This window comes from Parabacteroides sp. KHUB-03, assembly GCF_056640975.1.
Map to the genome: position 1 here is coordinate 721,976 of NZ_CM153257.1, position 21,367 is coordinate 743,342.

Sequence of the window (21,367 nt, forward strand, 5' to 3'; positions counted from 1 at the left end):
CAGTTTAAAGCAAAGATCCTATGGAAAAGCGTCTTTACTCTGAAATCATTTTTTCAATTTCTTCCAATGAGCGTCCGGTTGTTTCGGGAATCAGTTTCCACATGATAAACATGTAAGGAATACACATGGCGGCAAACAATAGGAATGTTCCTTCCGGAGTCAGGTTCTTCAGCATCCACGGGGTTAACTGTCCGATCAGGTATGTACCGATCCATAAAGAGAATCCTGCAATAGACATGGCAAGACCACGCACGCGAATCGGGAACATTTCTGATAGAAGAACAAATACTACCGCACAGATTGAGATTGCACAACAGAAAATGTAGAACATGAATGATACCAACAGGAATATACTTGATATGCCCATTGCTTCACCGTTATGGAAGTAGAATGCAATTAGCAATAATGCTAAAATCATACCTGAAACTCCCCAGTATACCAGTTTCTTACGTCCTACTTTGTCGATGATAAACAATGCAATGATAGTAGTAATCATGTTAACCAAACCAACAAGTACCTGGTAAAATAATGAATCGCCGCCTGAAAGCCCGCTTTGTTCAAAGATTGTAGGACCGTAGTATAGCACGGCATTTACACCCATAAACTGACCCAGAATGGCAATGGCAGAACCAATAAGTACCATCTTAAAGATAGCCGGCTTGAAAAGATAAGCCCATTGGCCTGACTTTGAGGAATCCTCGCTTATTACCATCTGGCGGGTACTTTCCAACTGGCTTACCGCTTCCTGGATACTTCCATAGATACGTTGCAGAATATGCTGTGCACTGTCGTCGCGACGTTTTAGAATTAACCAACGCGGGCTTTCCGGTATGAAGAATATCACTATAAAGAATATAACGGAAGGAACGGCACACATTCCTAACATGCCGCGCCACGATTCGGTATAGAATACTTTTTCGAATAGAGAGACGGATGCCGGATCGGTTATTGTTGCCATACCGCTTTCGGCCAGGTTCAGCAAAAGATGGTTTACCAGATAGGCTCCTACCATACCGACTGTTACACCGAACTGGTAAAGTGATACAAGGCTGCCGCGATATTTTGCAACAGCTACTTCTGATATATATAACGGAGATATGATGGAAACAATACCGATACCTACACCTACAAAGATGCGGGAAACAATAAGCATTGTGAAATCCGTACTTACTGCACAGCCTATGGCAGAAAGCGAGAAAAGGATGGCGGAGAATAACATTGTGCGTTTACGCCCGAACATATCACCTAAAATACCGGCAACAGATACACCGCCGATCGAACCGACCAGTGCGCAACCTACGTACCAGCCCAGTTGCATCTCATCAAGCCCGAATAATTTAGCTACTTGCTGATTGGTTCCGGATACAACTGCTGTGTCATATCCGAAAAGGAATCCGCCTAAAGCAGCAACGAGAGATAGGAATATTACATATCCCATGTTAACATTGTTGTTGTTCATAAATTACAGTCTTTTCTTTATTATATGTTGAAGTATTCCTTATAGCGGTCGTACAAGTGGCCTGCCTGAAGGTATGCAGACTGCGGGCTCATAAAATGTGAGAACTCGAAAGTGATGGCCTTATCATAGTTCTGACGGGCTGCAGCTTCTAACTTCATGCGTAACTTGTCGAATTTAATTGGCAGGAACTTGATAGGCATGTCGCGGTCAAATGATTCAGCATTTGTCCAGCATTCGATACCATATTTGTCTGCCATTTTCTTGTTGACGCTAAAGAATGCATCCAGTTCGTCATAGTCTATATGTCCGTCCTGGAAAGCGCAGGCATCAACATTGCCTTTGATGGCTTCAAAGATCTCAGACCACTCTCTTTCGTGTTCCTCGACAGAAACTGCCTGCGCTTTACTCAATGAACCAGAGGCTGCATCAACAGCTTTTTTACCGTCTATCCAAGGTGAAATAAGAGTAGGTAATCCTCCGGATACTTCCTTGCATTGTTTGCCCAGGCTACTGAAAGCATCTTTTGCACCTTTGGTAGCGCGGCTGATTTCCTGACAGAGGTACCAACCCTGGAAGCTCTTATAATGACCGTATTTTTTCCATACTTCTTCAATAACGTATTTGTTGGATTCTATTTCCCAGGTAAGATCGCCTGTATCCCAATACTTACCCGAATCGTACAAACCGAAGTAGAACTTCATGTTGTATTTGTCGGCCAGTCTCAGGTACATGTCAATCAAATCGACTGAAGGTTTGTAACAACCGAATTTATTCATTAAATATTCGGAAGGGTAGGTGATGAATTTGCGATATCCTGAACGGATAACAATTACGGTATCAATACCAATGGCTTTCATGTAGGCAAAGTCTTGATCCCATTCCTTTTCTCCCCAGTTTTGATGAGGAATGTCATGTGATATTTCGTCCAAAAATGTTCCGCTTATCTTTAAACCCTGTGCTTTGGGGACAATTAATGTACTTTCGATGTTTTCGCCGGAAGATTTTTTGTTGCCGTCTTTAGAACAATTACTCTTATCAGCGCATGAGGCAAGGCTGCCGGTTGCAAGAACAGCACTTGTAACCGATACCTGTTTGAGAAATTCTCTTCTACTATTTGTCATGATAAAAAATATTAAGTTATTTGTTTATTATATTTCCTTTGATGTCTATAGGAATGGTTTCGAATGGATTTACATAATAATTTAACAACACAGCAAACTCTTTGCGGGTAATAGCTCTATCTAATGAAAAATTACTAAGTTTTGCCGAATCCCAGCGTGGAGCAATACTATTGATAAAATCATCCAGATTCTTTTCGTATGCAGGGCTATTGTTGTATTCCATTAAATCATAAGTCAATTGGATTGCTTCTTTAACTGTTATTTCCTTATTCTGTATTTTGGGGTTGAAGTTGGGATAGTAGTCTTTCAATCCCGGAAGCAATGCTTCGGCAGTTAATGCAGAATCTGCATCAAACCAGGTTTCGTTAGACCACCCCCGGTTTGTACCGCGTCCTTTCAGGATACCTGTTGCTCCAATACGTTGCAAGGCGGCAAAGTTCCTGTCAGTTTTGGGTAAATCCAGGAAAGGTAGCAGATAGCATCCTCCCCGGAGTAATACAGATTGAACTTCACGTATTGATACTTCTGAAACATCTTTCTTTTCTCTTACAGCCAGTCCGGCCAAAGCACCTGCCGCTTGTCCTATCTGTACCAATATGGGTTGCAGGCGGGTTGTTCCGTTTACCAGGTTGGATACAGAAATAGACTTTTCTGTAACCAGCAAGTGATCAACATCTTTTGGAATGATAACTCCTAATGGCAGTCCGTAAGAAGGAACTGGGTAGAAATGTAGTTCCGGGAGCTTGTCTGCTTCGGGATATCGGGCATGGTGATGGTCAACAGCATAGTCTCCTACTGCGATAGCCGTACGATATAACTTTTCCGGTTGCGCATATGGAGATGCCATGTGATTGACATTGAAGCGAACGAGTCCGTGTATTCTTCTTGATTCGCGATGGTATGGAATAAATGGCAATTTGTCTGCTGTCGGAAATTCATCATCGGCAAGACCTAATGTATTAAAGCCTAATTCATTTTGTAAATAATAAATGAAACACATAGTGAAGTTTTTTGCTTTTTGCAATGCTTCTTTGCGTTCTTTAGGCTTCATTTCAATGATGTTCAGATAATAATCGTTACCCTCGATAGGCCAGTTGATCATGTATTTATTATTCGGCAATTTACCATAAGTAATCATTCTGTCTTTATCCCACAAGACACTGCCCTTTTTGGGGTTTTTACATTTAGGGTATTTGCAGGTACAATAGAATATCGAGGGATCGTAGCCTTCGGGCTTGGCTATGGTAACGTCTTTGCCATAATCTTTCAATATTGCAACGTATGTGAGATCCTGAATAATATTGTTCGATACCTCCGGGCCAATATCTTCGCCGGATAAACTCTTGGCTTCCATTCCTATGTCGTATTTAACGCCACAGGCTTTGGCAACATCTCCTAATTCGGTACCATCTATCAATACTTTTGCTTCCAATAGTTGATACTCTCCTCCTTTATCGATCACAACACGCCAGCCTCTGGGCATTTTTTCGATTTTTTGAACAGTGGAGTTATACCATAAATCAAGCCGGTTCTCCTTTTCTGCCATTTGCTTGAATATTTTATTCATAACACTGGGCTCGGCAGCTACGGCCGATACCCATGAAGTACGCAGGCTGTCTGTTCCTCCATAATAATTTGAAAGCTCATTACGGAATTCTCCGAATATACCGGAAGGTAACCGATAATTTCCATCAATACAACTTACTCCTGCTGATGTCAGAGCACCGCCTAACCATTCATATTCTTCAACAATAAGCGTATTGGCTCCTAATCGTGCAGCTTGTATACCGGCTGCGGTTCCACTGGCACCGCCTCCGATAATAAGTACGTCTACTTCCTTTGGTTGTTGGCATGCGGTTAGAAAGATAGTCCAAATACATGCAAAAAAACATGAAAATACAATTCGTTTCATAAAAGTTCATCAGTATTTATTAGTCAATATCTCCCGAGCGAAGCGTGCATAGTGTCCTTCCAATCCGCACGCGTATCTGCTTAGTGTGTTTTCACCTAATTTGTTGTTATCTCCACAAAGATAAAGGCTTTTGGCCAAATGAAGCTCTTTTAGTATACGATTTCTGTATGAAATATCATGAACATAAGGAACTATTCTGGTTTGTGCTATCCTGTATGAAGGTATATCATTATACCGCATGCCTTCAATAGTAAGGAGTCGGGCTAATACAGGTGTAGCCTCGGAACTTTTAATTTTTTCACATGCTATACATATAGCACGATAGTGTGAAAAATGATCTTCCAGTTTCAATTGGTTTGCTTTCTCCAAAATGACGGGAAGAACAGATGCATCTCCTGTGCTTCCGAGTGCAATGATGAGACTGTCCAGCGGACTCATGCATTCGCCGAATTGAGCCGATGCAGTATAGTGCCATCCTTCATCCCAAACATCATAGGCCTTGATCGCATCTGCAACAACAGGCGCAAACTCTTTATTTCCTAAAATACAGAGGATACTAGCATAGATAAGACGGGCATCGCCTGATGCTCCGGATATATTTTTGCGGACTATGCGGATGCATCTGGCTGGATCGGTAAGTAATATTTCAAGGCCTTTATAACGCTCTTCCACAACCTGGCGGGCTGCAACTTCGAATTCCTTGTCAGAATAAGTTTTAGTTTCCTTGTCTGTGAGTACGCGAGCCGGAAGTATTCCTTTTTCAACAAGATGCTTTTGAATCTTCCGGATGTTGATTTTCCTTAATGATTGTTTATCAATTGCTGCCAATGCTGCCAGATAGCCAACAGAATAACCTTGGTTTTGAAGACATGGCTGCATGCGGATTACAGGCATGGCATCTCTGTGTGCGCTTGCTCCCAAGCCTGTGACAATGATTCCTTCCAATCCGCGGGGTAACAGAGATCTTAAAGGTACATCTGCGTCATATATTACGTGACGTTTGCCTGGAGGATTCAATGTGAAGAAAGGATCGATTGTCATGCCATGCGTGTCAAATGAACTTTTATGATATGATATGGTATCAGGATATCTTTTATGATTGATTACGTCGTATACAGTGACTGTATAATCTCCTATAATACGGCGTCTTTCACGTGTTTGAGGGAGTTTTCCTAAATCATAAAATCCTTTGTATTTTGCTTTGCCCTGTACATAAAGACGACTGACATCTAATATATCCGTATCATCAATAAGAGTCCAGTCTGTATTATTGTAATAGTCATTTGGTTCGAAACGGGATAGTCCGGCTCCTTGTACGGCAAGGGTCTTCTTTCCCGTATATTCGTAATCTGCTCCGGCTGCAATGGCTATATCTGCACTTCCGGTGCTATCGATAACAATATTCGATAATATAACGCCACGGCCGAAAGGTGTTGTGACAATAAGACCTTCCACTTTTCCTTTATGTACTAATGCTCCGCATCCGATGACACCGTACCATAGTTCGGCTTTATGTTTGCGGAGTTGTTGACGGTACCATTCTATTTTCCAGTCGGCACGGAACTTGGCGTCAGACTTAATCTGACGTGGATGATCGGCAGGAGCCATATTACGTACGGCTTTGTCAATTTCTGCTGTGTAACCTTCGCGGAAACCATCCCAATAACAGCCAATAAAGCCTAGAGTTGCTATTCCTCCGAGACCATGGAGGTAGTCTAAAACCAAAGTTTTGGCATTATGCATGGCAGCAGAAATTCCGGCTGGTGCCCCGGCGGTACCGCCTCCCATAACGACTACGTCGTATTGGCCTAATACAGGCAAAATAGATTGATTGGTTTTTACGTAGCCTTTATCCAGATTTGGACGTAGAGGATATAAAAGTTCTTTTACTTCTCCACAATAAGAAGCTGTTCCTTTAGGACTTGAAATTTGATAATCAGTCGCTAATTGGGTGTCTTGTAGATTGCTGGCAACAAATTCCCCCATCATTTCTCCTAACGCCATTGCATTGACCGGGCGGGATAACCAGCCGGCTACATCCCGTGGAACTGCCGCACATGGCCCTACAACCCAAAGGTTTTTGACTCCTTGACATGCAAATGCTTGTTTGGGTAATTCGTAAGCGGAACGGATTGTTTCGAACCCATCCGGTGAGTATTTTATAACATTATGAACAAAAGGCTTTTTGGGGATGGATTCCATTGATAAGAGAGAATTCAGCTTTTCCCCAGCTGATATGATATGCCATGAAGGAGTATACCATAGAAGATCGGAACTGTCAACTTGGTCTGCATCCCAAGTAATATCCCGGATATATTGTTCGGCTTCCATTAAGGATGCATAAGATTTGTCTTTTATTTCGTAATCGAAGGTATAACGGATTACTGGATATTCTTTGCCATCTGATTTAACAGTAAATGGCATAGTGTTTACCTTCGAAATCTTTGGCGATTCAATCGCTTTGTTTCCTACTACAGTGTAAGTAAATGTTTGTTTTCCCGGTTTGAATTCTGTAAAAGGAACATTACACATTTCTGCAATGACGGCTGTCGTTGTTGTGTCAATAATACCTTTACAACGAATGGCTTGTCTACCCGAACGGTTTGCAATGACAACACCGGCAATATTACCGTTTTTATCAATTAAAACGTTAGTAGGTAAGCTACTGTATAGGAAATGTATATCGTTGTTGATTAATTCGTTTTCTAAGGTGGTTTTTACATGTAAGGGAGTAGGGGCTTGTTGTTGGGTATATAAAATATCTTTTTCCGGGAGATTATTATATGAGATTCTTGGATCTTCTTCTATTAAAAATATTTTTCGGGCAATTGCTGTTTGTGCCTGTTCTTCTTTTTTGTCTATTTGGTACATGAATGAACCGCAAATATCATCTCCCAGATAAGGCATGCCTGCTATTAAAAAAACTTTGCTTCCTGTTTTTGCTGCAGAAACAGCCGCAGAAACGGCTCCGGAACTACCTCCAATAATGACGATATCGGTTTCTTCTATAATAGGAATATTGCGTTCAGACTCTTCGCAAAAGGATGGAACTTGAGTAAATTGCTGAATTTTATTCTTTGCTTCGGTAACGTTGCCGAATGATACCAGCGCACTACTAGCTGCTGTTAGCTTTAAAAAATCTCTACGTGTTATCATGATATATCCTCTTCATATCTTTTTTATTGAAAATAATCATGCCGGAATTGCTCCGGCATGATTTTGTATTCTTGTTATTAATAACCCTCGTTTTGTGCTAGGTTTGGATTACGGTTTCTTTCCTGTTGAGGAATAGGCCATAATTCAAATTTTTTATCCCAATAACGATTTACATCTCTAACTTTTAATTTACTCTTGTATATATCATAACTTGGAATGTCATTTAAATCGTGACGTGCACTCTTTTTGAAATTAGGAATATCAGTGGCAGACATACCTTCATAACGGATTGTTGGCAATGGTAATCCGTAAGACGGTTGATCATTTTCTATATCTCCGATGCCCCATCTTCTCATATCAAAAATATGAAGACCTTCCAAGGCAAATTCCACTTTACGTTCACGTCTTACTAGTTGACGCATTTTGTCTTGGTTTCCTATGCGGTCTGCTGATACGTCAGGCATACCTGCACGGTTACGTACTTGATTGATGGCATCGTATACAGACTGATCTAGTTCATTTAATTCAATTTTAGCTTCTGCATAGCTTAACAATATTTCAGCATAGCGCATTATTGGAACGTTACAACTAGCGCTACTGATATTTTCATCTATTTCTTTGCTATATTTTGCCCAGATGTAACCCACACCAGCATTGCAGAAACTTGCCCAAGCTGCAGCACTATTCATATCGTCATTATTTCTTTCTTCCCATGTATTTGTCGTATAATTATACTGCTTGGTTGTTAATTCATATGCTTCCAATATAATGGTGTTTATAGAACCATTATTTGTTGTACATGTATCTCCGTGCATCCAAAGTGTTGCTCCGAATCTGGGATCTCTGTTTTTTTGGGGATGGCGTGGATCGTATAATGGCGATTCATCGATACGTTTACCATCGATACATTCATATGTGTCGGCTAACATTGAACTAGGATGGCGTCCCGTTTGTCCTTGAATTCGGGAAACTTGTCCAAATGCAATTGCATTAACCTTTTGGACGCTGGCAGTATTGCTATAAGGTAATTCAAATATGAATTCATTGCGAACGTCACTTTTGGCTTGTCCAGTAATAGTCCACAAATCTTCAAAATTCTGAGCTAATCCTCTTTGACCGATGACTTTAGATGCCGCCTCTGCAGCAGCTTTAAAATATTCTGAACTTTTTCCTCCGTAATTCAGACCTCCTCCTAGTAATCCGGCACGTGCTATAACACCGTATGCAAAGGCCCTATCGACACGTCCCCTATCTTCGGCAATCCATGGAAGTTGTTCTGCAACACTGTTTATGTCTTTTATAATAAAATCTAATATTTCTACTTTAGATGTTCTTGATACATTGTATTGTTCTGTTGTTACAGGTGCATCAAAGAAAGGAACATCACCCCATAATCCAATCAAGTAATAGTAACAAAACGCTCTTAGTACATGAGCTTCTGCTAAATATTGAAAAGATTTTGCATTCAGTGTCTCTTCATATGCTTTTGCTCCAGAAATAAGTTCGTTAGCACGTGCTATATTTTGATATAGAAATGTCCAAAAACTTTGTACAGAGGCATTTTCAGGATTGAGACCACCACCGGCACCGATAGTCGTATTTTCATTTCTTTCTAAGGAGAGAGGGGTAAAATGGTCTAATGTTATAACATGAGGAACATTATAGGCCAGATTCATGTACATGTTTGCATAGATACCGGTTACACCCTCTTTAATAGAGATTTCGCTATTAAAGAAACCTTGACTGGTATAACCGTCATTAGTATCTGCTCTGTCTAAGAAGTCACTACACGATGTAGTGCTAACTCCAATTGTTATCAGTCCAAATATATATAATACTAATTTTTTCATAACTGTATTTTATTAAAATCTTAAATCTATTCCAAATGTATATACCTGCATCACAGGATAAAAACTACCTATATCACTCTCAGGATCATAACCGTCATAAACATTACATATAGTAAATAAATTCTGACCGCTTATATAAAAACGCAGGTTGTCTATTTTTGTTTTGCTGAGAATTTTTTTCGGTAGAGTATAACCGATTGTAACGTTCTTTACACGCATGTAAGCTCCGCTCTTAACCCAGAATGAGGATGGTATATTATTCATATTACTACCACTTCCATCAATTAGCAATAAAGGGAATTCAGCGTCTCTGTTAGTCTCGGACCAACTATCTAGCTGATTACGGAATATAGTTCTTCCGATGTAGAATGGTCTTGTTCCGTATGCTTGAGAATAAATATCTTTTTTACCAACACCTTGTAAAAATACAGAAAAGTCAAAGTTATTCCATTCCGCACCTAAATTTAAACTGAACGTGTAGCGAGCTTGCGGGTCACCAATTATAGTACGATCATAGTCATCTATTTTTCCGTCAGGAGTTCCTTCAGGTCCACTTATATCCTTATATTTGATATAGCCCGGTTTTACGTTTGCTTTGTTTCCTCCATATACGGGTTGATCTGGATTATCTATTTCTGCTTGTGATTGGAAGAATCCATCAGCAACATAGCCATACCAAGAATAGATAGGATGTCCTTCTTGTGTTGTATTATTATCATTAATGTATTTGTTGCCATATAGATCGGTTATTTCATTTTTTACATCAGATAATAATGCAGTTATGCTGTAATTTACTTTTCCAATTTTATCTCTCCAATTGATAGATAAATCCCATCCATTGTTTTTCATGGATCCTGCATTTTCCCAACTAGAACTTAAACCAACGTATATAGGTGCAGGAAATATCTGCAACATATCTGTTATATTTCTGATATAATAATCAAATGTTACATTTAATTTGGAATTAATAGCTGTGAGGTCTAGCCCAAAGTTTGCTTGTGTTGACTTTTCCCATGTGATATTAGCATTGGACATGCTTGATGCATATATACCAGTTGTGTATTTTTCATTAAACCAGTACCCTGCACCGGAACTTAGTGTAGATGCATATGGATAATAACCGGAAATATCTTGGTTTCCTAATGTACCGTAAGAAGCACGAATTTTTAAATTGCTAATTTTATCTTTTAAAGGTTCAAAGAATGACTCTTCTGATATTCTCCATCCCGCAGATGCTGCAGGGAAGAATCCCCATCTATTATTTGAAGTAAAACGGGATGAGCCATCATAGCGTCCTGTTAGTTCAATTAAATATTTGTCTGCAAAAGTGTAGTTGAAACGTGCAATATATGACATCATCGCAAATTCAGATCTATTTCCTGAAGCGGTGGATGTGGAAGCGTCACCATGATTTAATTGTTCATATCCATCATAGTAGAAATTTTTGCGTCCAGCCCCCATGCTTTTATTTTTTATTTCTTCGGTTTGGAAACCTAGGAACCCTTTAAAATAGTGCTTTTCTTTGAATGTATTTTCATAAGAAACTTGTGCATTAAATTGGTTTCTTATAAGTCTACTCCATGATTCACTTCTAGCCCTTCCTGTAGTTGGATATGTCATGATATAGTTACCAGCTTCATATGTATCGTATGTATTCGTGAAGTTATCGGATTTATTTTCATATTTCCTTGTGTCATAACTTCCTAATATTTCAAGACCTTTAAGTGGAGTTAAAACTAATGTTCCTTTTACATTGATATCATTGTGATCTGAAGTATTCACTCCTCCAACTTTTGCTTGTGCAATTGGGTTAACTCCATTTTGTCCGTTTCCCCATGTCCCATCAGCGTTAATACCACCAAAAACAGGAGTATAAGTTAATGCTTGATTAATAATAGATGCAGCTCCTGCGTTAGGCTGTTTTGATACAGTTCTACGGATATTTAAATTAAGACCGGCAGATAACCAATCTGTGATTTTGGCATCAGTGTTAGTTCTTAAAGCTTTTCGATTGTAATCATTATTAGGTACTAAACCATCTTCGTAGTTGTAAGATGCATTAGCGAATGTCTTGATACGATCAGAACCTCCACTGACACTTACAGAGTGGTTATGAGTCAGCATCGTATTTTTAAATAGTAGATCTTTCCAATTTGTATCAAAATTGTGAATGTTATCAGCTCCTTGAGTCTTATAAGTGTTGATAAGTTCTTCCGAATACTGTGGGAACATATCCTGATTGTCACGAGCAATGTTTACGGCTTCCATATATTCAATTGCGTTAACCGGATCCGGCATTTCTGCTGGTGTACGGAAACCTACATATCCATTATAAGAGACTTTTACGCCTGTGTTTTGTGCTCGCTTGGTTGTAACCAATATAACACCGTTAGATGCTTTTGAACCATAAATAGCAGCAGAAGCTGCATCCTTTAATACAGAAATTGATTCAATTGCATTCATATCAACTGAGTTCATATCACCTTCAACCCCGTCAATTAAAATTAAAGGAGATGCGGATGAATTGATAGAACCGGTACCACGAATTTGAATTGAGGCTTCAGCTCCGGGAGCTCCAGAACTTTGACCTACCACAACACCAGGGATTAAGCCTTGTAAAGCTTGTGAAGAGTTGGCCACATTTCGTTTGACAAGTTGTTCACTTGAAACGCTTTGTACGGCTCCCGTCAAATTAACTTTCTTTTGAGTGCCATAACCAACGACAATAACTTCATCCAAATTTTCAGCGTTTGACATCAGTCTGATGTCTAGAGATTTCTGTCCTTTAACAGAAATCTCTACAGATTTATATCCTATATAAGATATTTCTAGGATACTTTGATCGGATGGGACTTGTAATGTAAACTCTCCGTTAATATCCGTAATTATACCAATAGTGGTACCTTTTACGACGATGTTTGCGCCGATGATTGGTTCGCCATTTTCATCGACTACTTTACCAGAAATAGTTTTTTGCTGGTTAACGATTGTTGCGATTGGGGATTCGTCTGCGAATACCGGTTGGTAGGTGCCGACAGCCATACCTGCAATTGCCAAACATAGAACCAATGGTTTTACCCTGTTGGTCTTTGTTTTTGAAAATTTTAAGTGGACCTTCATAATTAAACTTTTTAATTAGACATAAATATTAGGTTGATAATTTTTATTAGAATAAGGATTTATAATTGTGGTTAACTATGTCTTTGTGTGGTTGAAAGGCTTGATTTTATTTCAAGCCTTTACATTTTTCCATTATTTGCCAGCACTGATACATTCCTCTCGGAACGTGGAAGCATCCTTTCCATTTTCCACCTTTTAAAGGTAGAAGCACTTCTCCTTGACGATTCAGATAACCGTACCATTCCGGGTATTCGGGATCTTTAAAATGAGCCCATGAGTAATCTTGAACTTTGCTGAACCAGTCTAGACATTCTTTGTTGCCGGTTAATGCATATCCTTTAGACATACAAATCATTGTTTCGATGTGTACCCACCAAAGTTTTTGATCCCATTCCAATTGTTGTGGAGGATAGTTTAAACGGTCCATGAAATAGAAAATACCTCCGTATTTTTCATCCCATCCTTTTTTGACCATTTTCAAAGAAATATCAACTGCTTTTTGAATTAACTCCGGACGGTTTAGGCGAACACCTAAGTCCATAATAAACCACATTGCTTCAATTGAATGCCCAGGATTAAGAACACGGCCTTCAAAAGAATCAGAAAGTTTTTCGTCGGCAGTTACATTTTCGACAACAAGTCCTAATTCTGGACGGTAGAACACATCTAAAACTTCATGCAGACATACATCTATTGTCTTAGACATTGTTTCTTCGTCCAATAAGTGTTCTATTTCAAGAGAGAGATTGCACATGATCATTGGCAAAGCAAAATTTTTCAGATCCCTGCTACCTGGCATTAATTTATTCCATTTGCCTTTAGGGTTATCCATCTTAGACAGGATTTTCTGATATGTGGTTTTTGCTATATCTTCATACTCTTTGTTACCTGTTGCTAAGCTAAGTTGGCCAAATGCCATGGCTGCAAATGTATATGAGAAAATATTATACGGAGCTACTAATGGTTTTCCATCTCTTGTTAATGAAAAATACCAGTTGTAATTTCCATCATGTCCATATTTTTTTAAAAATTCTCCTCCCTGGATTGCGCAATCCAGCCATTCTTGTTTTTTTTCTACTTTATTATATAAGTAGGAGAAGAGCCAAACTTCTCTGCCCTGCAGCCAGATAAATTTATCAGTGTCAAAAACATCTCCTTCACGTGTCAAGCATGTGAAATAACCTCCGTATTTGTGGTCTTGTGATTTTTCCAGCCAGAAAGGAACTACATTATCTAATAATTCGCTTTTGTATTTTTCCGCTAATTGTTTAAAATCCATATTAAATCCTCCTATTTCTTTTTCCATATTAAATCTTATTGCGCATTATTTTTATGTGTGCAACAAATATAAATGAAATATTTTAATAAATACATATAAAGAAACAGGAAAGATTAATAAATTAATTTTTATAACATATCAAGTACTTTACTTCTTGAAAGATAACAGGCTCCTAATAATCCTGCACGTTCGCCAAGTTTTGAAATTATTAAATTAGTATCTTGATTTACGAGATTAAGAGAGTATTTGCGAATAGCACTTTTGATAGGGAGACGAATGTAGTCTTGTGTTTGTGAAATAGGACCACCTAAAATTACGAGTTCCGGATTGAAAATATTAATAAGTCCGGCAATCCAACGTCCTAAATTATTGCCTACATATTCTAATACTTCAATAGATAAAACGTCTTCTTTTAATACGGCATCTACAAAATCGGATAATGTAATATCTCCATCACCTTCTATTTTATCGGAAAGAATTGTTGTGCTTCCTTGGGCGTAGCGTTCCTGTAATATTCGTTGAATGGCATATCCTGAAGCTTCTGTTTCCAGACATCCTTTTTTGCCACATTTGCAAATGATTTCATTATCGAAAGCACTTATATGGCCGAATTCCCCTGAAAATCCGGATTTGCCATAATATAATTTTCCGTCTGTTATAATTCCAGCTCCGAGCCCCCAGTTTATATTGATAAACAGAATGTCTTTTTCTCCTTTTACTGAACCTGCCATATACTCTCCATACATCATGGCCCGTGAATCATTTTCCAGATTAACAGGGATGTGTATGTATTCTTCTATAATTTGTGAGAGCGGTCGTTCGTTAAAGTAGAAATAGCTATAAGAATATCCGGACAGTGAATTAATCCGCCCTGTCATATTAACTCCGACTTGTAAAATTTTATTTTTCTCGATAGGAAGGTTATTTATATACGTTTCTATGATAGAGCATAATTGTTCTAACGCCTCCGGGGTGTTTTCTAATATATAAGGAATAATATCGTTTTGATCGATTATTTTACCATTAAAATCAATAGTTGCAAGTAAAACCCGTTTCCTTTGTACGTCTACGCCGACAAAATATCCGGATTCAGGATTTAATCCGTAGATGTTGGGTTTACGTCCACCATTTGTGTTTTGTTTGCCGGAATCAAGAAGGTAACCATCTTCCAGCAATTCCATGATAAGTTTGGTAACAGTAGGGACACTTAATTCCATCTCTTTAGATATATCGGCAATGGAAGAGTTGCCTGATAGAATAAGGTACTGAATGATTCGCTTTTTTAGCGCTGCATTTTTTGAATTGCTATCCGTAAAAGAAAAATTTGTAGCCATATTTTGTCGTTTTTATAAGCGAATGGTAGTTTCGCTATCCGTATCGGCCAAAGTTAAAATATATTTCCTTTCTTTTTAATATTTTCGGATATCTTTTTAAAAAAAACGCATGGATTAATGTTAACCCATGCGTTTCTCAATTAAATATTTATATAGAATAAATTATTTATATCTACCGGTATCCCACCAAACTCTTACATTACGTCCATCACCTTTGCCTCCATTTAACGATGCATCGTTTGAATTTGGGTTCAAAGACTTTTCATCATTGATGTAAGCAAGTTTCTTGATAAACTGACCTTGAGGTATATCAGAACTTTCGTTTACAACAACCGGATTCAATTTGGGATAACCTGTACGACGGAACTCAGACCAAGCTTCAACGCCATTAGGATATAGAGCTAACCATTTTTGAGAAATGATTTTTTCTAAAGCTCCTTCAAAATCTCCCGTATTTGTAATTTTTACCGCATTGATATATGTTTCGTCATCTTCAGGATTATAAGAATATGCACTAACTGCACCTTTGCGAGCTTCGTCAAATGACGCGCGAATACCAGCTTCATAGTTCGCGTTAATATCACCTGCACCATTCCAGCCACGAAGTCCGGCTTCTGCTTTTAAGAAACAAACTTCTGAATAATACATAACAGGTTGTGCTCTTTCTATTATAGCATAAACTTCACTCTGAGGGCTGTCGTTTTCGCCGACAGATCCTATTGGTTTAGAATTCCAATCACAAGCTTCATATCCCCAAATACAAGAATTGTTTTGTGGTCTGTATTCGTCTAGAGTTAAAGAACTTGCTGCTAAACCGTTTGGTACACCTCTGTAATCCGGAACATTACTTCCTCCAGATAAATAACCTTGAGTCTTGCTGAATAATAAAGGAAGACGCGGATCGTTTACTGAACTTTTGTTTATAGTAACATTCGGGAGCATAGCATCAATAATGGTTTTACTGGCGCGGAACTCATTCCAAAAACTGATCGTGTAAAATGAATTTGCATCGTTTTCCTGGAAGTTGATAATACCAGCGTTGTCGGAGGTGCTTGCTAATAAATTATTTGTTGCTAAAGCTTTTTCTCCTTGTGTCTTTGCAACATCTGGTTGTATATAAGCTAATCGTATAGCTAACCGCAAACGTAAGGAGTTTGCAAGCTTAATCCACTGGTCATAGTTTCCACCATATACTAAGTCTTGAGTTCCAAATGTTGCTAAACCTTCGTTTTTATGTTCTTCCAAATACGCAATAGCTTCATCTAATTCTTTAAAGAAATTATTGTAGATAGATTCCTGGCTGTCATATTTTGGGGTGATGATGCCTTGACCTGCTTCAGTATAAGGGATATCTCCAAATAAGTCCGTTGTACGTTGTGCTACAAATACAGAATAAATACGCATTACCTGATACATGTTCATATATTCAGGATGATCTTCCAAAGTCCCTTTTATATAATCCATGTTTCTTGTAATGTATGTATAATACATACGCCAGAAACTTTCTTTTATCCATGTGTCGTTAGTGCCATAACGGTCGGTGACGAACCCGGCAGATGTACACGCTACGTATTGTGCATATTGATTTGTATGCAAATTTTCTCCTATTTGGTATTCCCAAGAACGTGTGCAATATCCATATTGCAACATCTTTGGAAACATCAATTGTGGCGATGTTTCTGTTGGATTATTAGGATCGACGTTCATCGTGTCGAAATTCCCAGTACAACTGGCCATTAATCCCAGTCCTAATCCTAATATAGCGATTTTACTAATGAACTTTTTCATATATAATTGGTGAATTAGAATTTAACATTAAGTGTGAAACCAAATGAACGGGTTGAAGGTAATGTCATATATTCAAATGCCTGTGCATAATCCTGACGTCCCAATGCAGATTCTGGATTAACCGGTGCATTCTTAAAGATATAGAACAAGTCACGACCTACAAATGATAATTTAACATTTGAAATTGGTAAATTTTTCAACCATGTTTGGGGAACAGTATAACCTAATGATAACTCTCTGAATTTAATATAAGAAGCATCATACAGATATTCTTCTGCAACGCCTGTACCCCCCCCGACAGTTTGCCAATAGTCTTCAGGGTTAACTGAATTGCTGTTAACACCTCCTGTCGTTTGATTAATACCAGGGACAACTATACCATTCTCACGTCCTTCTAACGTTTTTTCAGCTGTACCGTGAGATGTAGCGTACGCATCGGTCATTGATATGAATTCTCCGCCGACTCTTGCATCCAACAATGCACTTAATGATAGATTTTTCCAACGAAGAGTTGTGGAAAAAGAACCTGTCCAGTCTGGAGTCATGTTGCCTATTTTTTTGTCTCCAGAAGTGATGATAGGCATACCGTTGTCTCCAATTAAAATATTACCGTTGTCATCACGTTCGTAATATTTTAAAGCAATAATGTCGCCATATCTACCGCCTTCATCTACAACAACTCTACCAATGCGAGTTTCTCCTATTATGAATCTTTTCAGTTGCTCATCTAATTCTACGCACTCAGTTCTGTTTAGTCCCCAATTCAATGTAACATCCCAAGTCCAGTCTTTAGTTTCAATAGGGGTTCCGGTCAATGAAACTTCAGCTCCATAAGAACGCATTTTACCTGCGTTGATTAATTGTCTTTCATAACCTGATGATCCTGGAGTTGTAACATTTAATATTTGGTTCAATGTGTTTGCATTATAATAAGTAACGTCTAAACCGAGACGATTATTAAACATACGATAATCTAAACCGATTTCAAAAGAGCGAGTATCTTCCGGTTTTAATGTTGTCAATGGCAATATTGATAAATTACCATTGCCTGGATCACCTGGAGTCGTGTTCACGTTTCCACCTCCGAATGTTTCGAAGTAAAATATAGAACGTAATTTGTATGGATCTGTATCGTTACCTACTTGTGCATAAGAAGTACGGAGCTTTAAATAATTGATCTGTTCCGGCATTGCTACCATTTCTGAAATGATTCCGGATAAGCTTACTGACGGATAGAAGTAGGAGCGGTTGTTTGATGGTAATGTGGAAGACCAATCGTTACGGGCTGTAACATCTAAATAAACCATGCTCTTCCATCCAAAAGATGCATTACCTAAAACAGAATTGATACGCTTTTTAGAAAAGTCTTCTGATACGGTTTGGTTATTACCATTACCAAGGGTTGGAAATCCTGGTACATTGAAATATCCTGAGTTACCAGTCATTGCTTGATACTTGTTAGCTGTCATTGCTGCTCCAACATTTGCTGTAATATCAAAATCCCCAAATCGTTTGTTGAAGTTTAACATTAAATCGGCATTAAACTCTTCTGTGTTGGCAAGGGTTAAAAGGTAATTTGTGTCTGTTATATTTTGAGCAAATACATTCTGACTTGAGCGCTTGCTGTTATACCAGTCGATACCTACGCGACCTGTCAATTTTAACCAGTCAGTAATTTTACCTACAGCTTGAACACTACCGATAATACGATTTGTTTGATCATTATTTAAATTGGCACCATAGACCATTTTATATGGATTACTGTATTCAGCACTTGTTCCAGACCAGTTTACTGTGTTACCATTTAATCCGATAGGATCTTCCAAATCAGACAAACGAATACCCCGTGGCATGGTTACAAATGTTTTCATGATACCATATTCACCTTGTGCCGGGCGACCTTCACCTTTCTGACGCATATAGTTTACTTTCACGTTTAAGTCAATATATTTGCTTTTCAATTCAGAATGTAGATCGAAATATTGTTTGTTTAGTGAGTGGTTAGGTGTAATGCCTTCGTTTCTTTGATCAGAGAAGGAGAAACGGGCTGTTGCATTGTCAGAACCTCCAGAAGCTGTTAATGTGTTTGTATAATTAACACCTGTGCGATAGAAATCATTGATGTAGTTATCCTGAGGAGTTAATGCATAAGTTGCATCGTAACGATTATCATTATAATAACTGTTACTGTTCACACCACGCCAGCTGTTTACGGTTTGTCCGTTCATTAGTTCTCCCCAACTGCCTTTTGCGCCAACTGCAAATCGACCATTGGAACCTTGGCTGTAAGTGTTTTGATAGTCGTAAGTGTCATAGGCTTGGCTGAAATTGATATTACCATTGTATTCAATTTGCAGTTTGCCGGATTTACCTTTCTTCGTTGTTACGATGATGGCACCGTTTTGTGCACGTGAACCGTAAAGAGCGGCAGCATTTGCACCTTTTAATACGGAAATTGACTCGATGTCATCGGGGTTAATCTGTGAAGCAGCACCCTCGCGGTCTACTCCTCCCCATTGGTTGGCTGCCTCGGCTTGTCCATCATTAATTGGCATACCGTCAACAACCCACAATGGTTGGTTGTTTCCGCTTAAAGATGTAGTACCGCGAAGAATAATACGGGTTGAACCACCCATGCCAGTACCCGATTGGGATATCTGTACACCAGCAATTTTACCTTGTAGCATGTTTGCTACACTTTCCGAACGAATTTCGGCCATGCTTTCAGTTTTGATTTCCTGCATAGCATAACCCAGTGATTTTTTTTCGCGTTTGATACCAAGAGCAGTTACAACAACTTCGTCAAGTTCTTCAACAGTTGAAGACAAAACAACATCAATGTTGTTTTGATCATTAACTGCTACATCAGTAGTTTTGTAACCGATAAAAGACACTTCAAGAATAGCATTTGCCGGAGCTTGCATAGAAAAATTCCCATCGAAGTCTGTTGTAGTACCGATGTTTGTTCCTTTCACTACAACGTTTGCTCCTGGAATGGTTTCTCCATTTCTGTCCTTTACTGTACCCTTTACAACAATTTCTTTTTGTTGTGAGACTGTTACTCCTTCAGAAGGAATAACTGCATTCGCATTAATTGTTCCAATGCCGGATAAGAGCCCGCAGATCAATGCTGTTTGAACGAGCTTTTTCCTTTGTTTGACATTTTTACTCATACAAGGTTATTTTTATAAGTGGATAATTTGCATACTTGCTTGTATGCTGTGATTTTCTTTTTATTGATGGTCGTTTTTGTTCAAAACAATTTATTTGTTAAATATTTTAATAAATGACGCCGCGAATATAATATGTTTTGAAAACAAAATTTGCATTTTAAATGTTAAAATTTAAGGTGACGCGCGCTTTTAACATTTTAGAAAGGTGAGTTTTTTTTATTTGCCTGTTACTTAATGTGGTTTCAGAAGAAAGAAAAATAGAATTGTTTGTTATTTCAACAGGTCGTGTCGAGTGTTAATCAATCTTATTTTTCTTTCTGTTTTTTTGTTTTATTTACTAGCTTTTAAGCCTCTTATTACTGCTGATGTAAATCCGGATAATTCCATTTCATTTAAGCCTTTAATCGTAATTCCCCCTGGTGTGGTTACTTTATCTATTTCGGCTTCAGGATTACTTTTGTTTTCGATTAATAGATCTACGGCTCCTTTAACAGTGTGTACAACAATTTCTTGTGCCTGTTTTGGATAAAAACCTAATTCCACACCGCCTTCTATTGCGGCTCGGATGTAACGGAGTGCAAATGCTATACCGCTGGAAGCTAAAGCTGTGCCCGCAGCCATTAATCGTTCATCTATTAATAAAGTATTTCCTAATTCATTGAATATATTAAGAATTGAATTTGTTTGTTCCTGGGATGCATTATAGGCTGCTATGAAAGTCATACTGCTGAGAACTTCGATTGCCGTATTAGGCATAATTCGAAAAATTGCAGGAGCGACAGCATTATCGCAATCAATATCCTTGATGAGAAAATTGTTTAATTCTTCAAAGGTGATACCTGCTGCTACAGATACGATAATTTGTTTTTCATAATTAAGTACGGGTTTGATTTCGTTGATAACTGTAGCTACACGCCACGGTTTAACAGCAATTATGATGATATCGGCATTATTTACAGCTTCAATATTGTTATGGGTAAGAATAAAATCAGGATTAATGTCCCTCATTTTATTTAATGTGTCTTCTGATTGGGCTGTACAAATAATGTCAGATGCTTTGAATATAGAACTTTGAGCCAAGCCTCGCCCGATAGCACCTCCTATATTTCCCGAACCTATAATTGCTATTTTCATTTGTTGCTTATTTAATTAATAATCATCTTCGACACAAAAGT

At 38.4% G+C, this 21,367-nt stretch carries 11 protein-coding genes; all 11 read right to left on the reverse strand.

Annotated elements, in window-relative coordinates; translation table 11 throughout:
* Positions 1-34: 34 nt before the first annotated feature.
* The gene (locus ACYIB7_RS03060; protein ID WP_103984037.1) at positions 35-1,459 is read right to left on the reverse strand and encodes a sugar porter family MFS transporter; all 1,425 of its coding nucleotides are present in this window, start codon (positions 1,457-1,459) and stop codon (positions 35-37) included.
* Between the two features lie 20 nt (positions 1,460-1,479).
* Positions 1,480-2,583 carry a DUF4434 domain-containing protein gene (locus ACYIB7_RS03065; RefSeq protein WP_480338441.1) on the reverse strand — a complete coding sequence of 368 codons (1,104 nt, stop codon included), beginning with the start codon at positions 2,581-2,583 and terminating at the stop codon, positions 1,480-1,482.
* A 13-nt stretch (positions 2,584-2,596) separates the two neighbouring features.
* Positions 2,597-4,492 carry an FAD-dependent oxidoreductase gene (locus tag ACYIB7_RS03070; RefSeq protein WP_103984038.1) on the reverse strand — a complete coding sequence of 632 codons (1,896 nt, stop codon included), beginning with the start codon at positions 4,490-4,492 and terminating at the stop codon, positions 2,597-2,599.
* A 9-nt stretch (positions 4,493-4,501) separates the two neighbouring features.
* Positions 4,502-7,648: an FAD-dependent oxidoreductase gene (locus ACYIB7_RS03075; RefSeq protein WP_103984039.1), complete on the reverse strand. Its 3,147-nt coding sequence runs from the start codon at positions 7,646-7,648 to the stop codon at positions 4,502-4,504.
* A 77-nt stretch (positions 7,649-7,725) separates the two neighbouring features.
* Positions 7,726-9,498 (reverse strand): RagB/SusD family nutrient uptake outer membrane protein, encoded by a 1,773-nt coding sequence (locus ACYIB7_RS03080; RefSeq protein WP_480338050.1) that lies wholly within the window; start codon positions 9,496-9,498, stop codon positions 7,726-7,728.
* A gap of 12 nt (positions 9,499-9,510) precedes the next feature.
* Positions 9,511-12,618, reverse strand: a complete 3,108-nt coding sequence (locus ACYIB7_RS03085) for a SusC/RagA family TonB-linked outer membrane protein (RefSeq protein ID WP_480338051.1) — start codon at positions 12,616-12,618, stop codon at positions 9,511-9,513.
* 106 nt (positions 12,619-12,724) lie between these two features.
* Positions 12,725-13,897 (reverse strand): n-acyl-d-glucosamine 2-epimerase, encoded by a 1,173-nt coding sequence (locus ACYIB7_RS03090; protein WP_099464056.1) that lies wholly within the window; start codon positions 13,895-13,897, stop codon positions 12,725-12,727.
* Between the two features lie 128 nt (positions 13,898-14,025).
* A complete protein-coding gene (locus ACYIB7_RS03095; protein ID WP_099463457.1) occupies positions 14,026-15,231 on the reverse strand; it encodes an ROK family transcriptional regulator in 1,206 nt (401 codons plus the stop codon).
* Positions 15,232-15,393: 162 nt separating this feature from the next.
* Positions 15,394-17,019: a SusD/RagB family nutrient-binding outer membrane lipoprotein gene (locus ACYIB7_RS03100; RefSeq protein WP_480338052.1), complete on the reverse strand. Its 1,626-nt coding sequence runs from the start codon at positions 17,017-17,019 to the stop codon at positions 15,394-15,396.
* Positions 17,020-17,033: 14 nt separating this feature from the next.
* Positions 17,034-20,192 (reverse strand): SusC/RagA family TonB-linked outer membrane protein, encoded by a 3,159-nt coding sequence (locus tag ACYIB7_RS03105; RefSeq protein ID WP_480338053.1) that lies wholly within the window; start codon positions 20,190-20,192, stop codon positions 17,034-17,036.
* Positions 20,193-20,522: 330 nt separating this feature from the next.
* Positions 20,523-21,326, reverse strand: coding sequence for a pyrroline-5-carboxylate reductase (proC, locus tag ACYIB7_RS03110; RefSeq protein WP_480338054.1), 804 nt, complete (start codon positions 21,324-21,326; stop codon positions 20,523-20,525).
* Between the last annotated feature and the right edge of the window lie 41 nt (positions 21,327-21,367).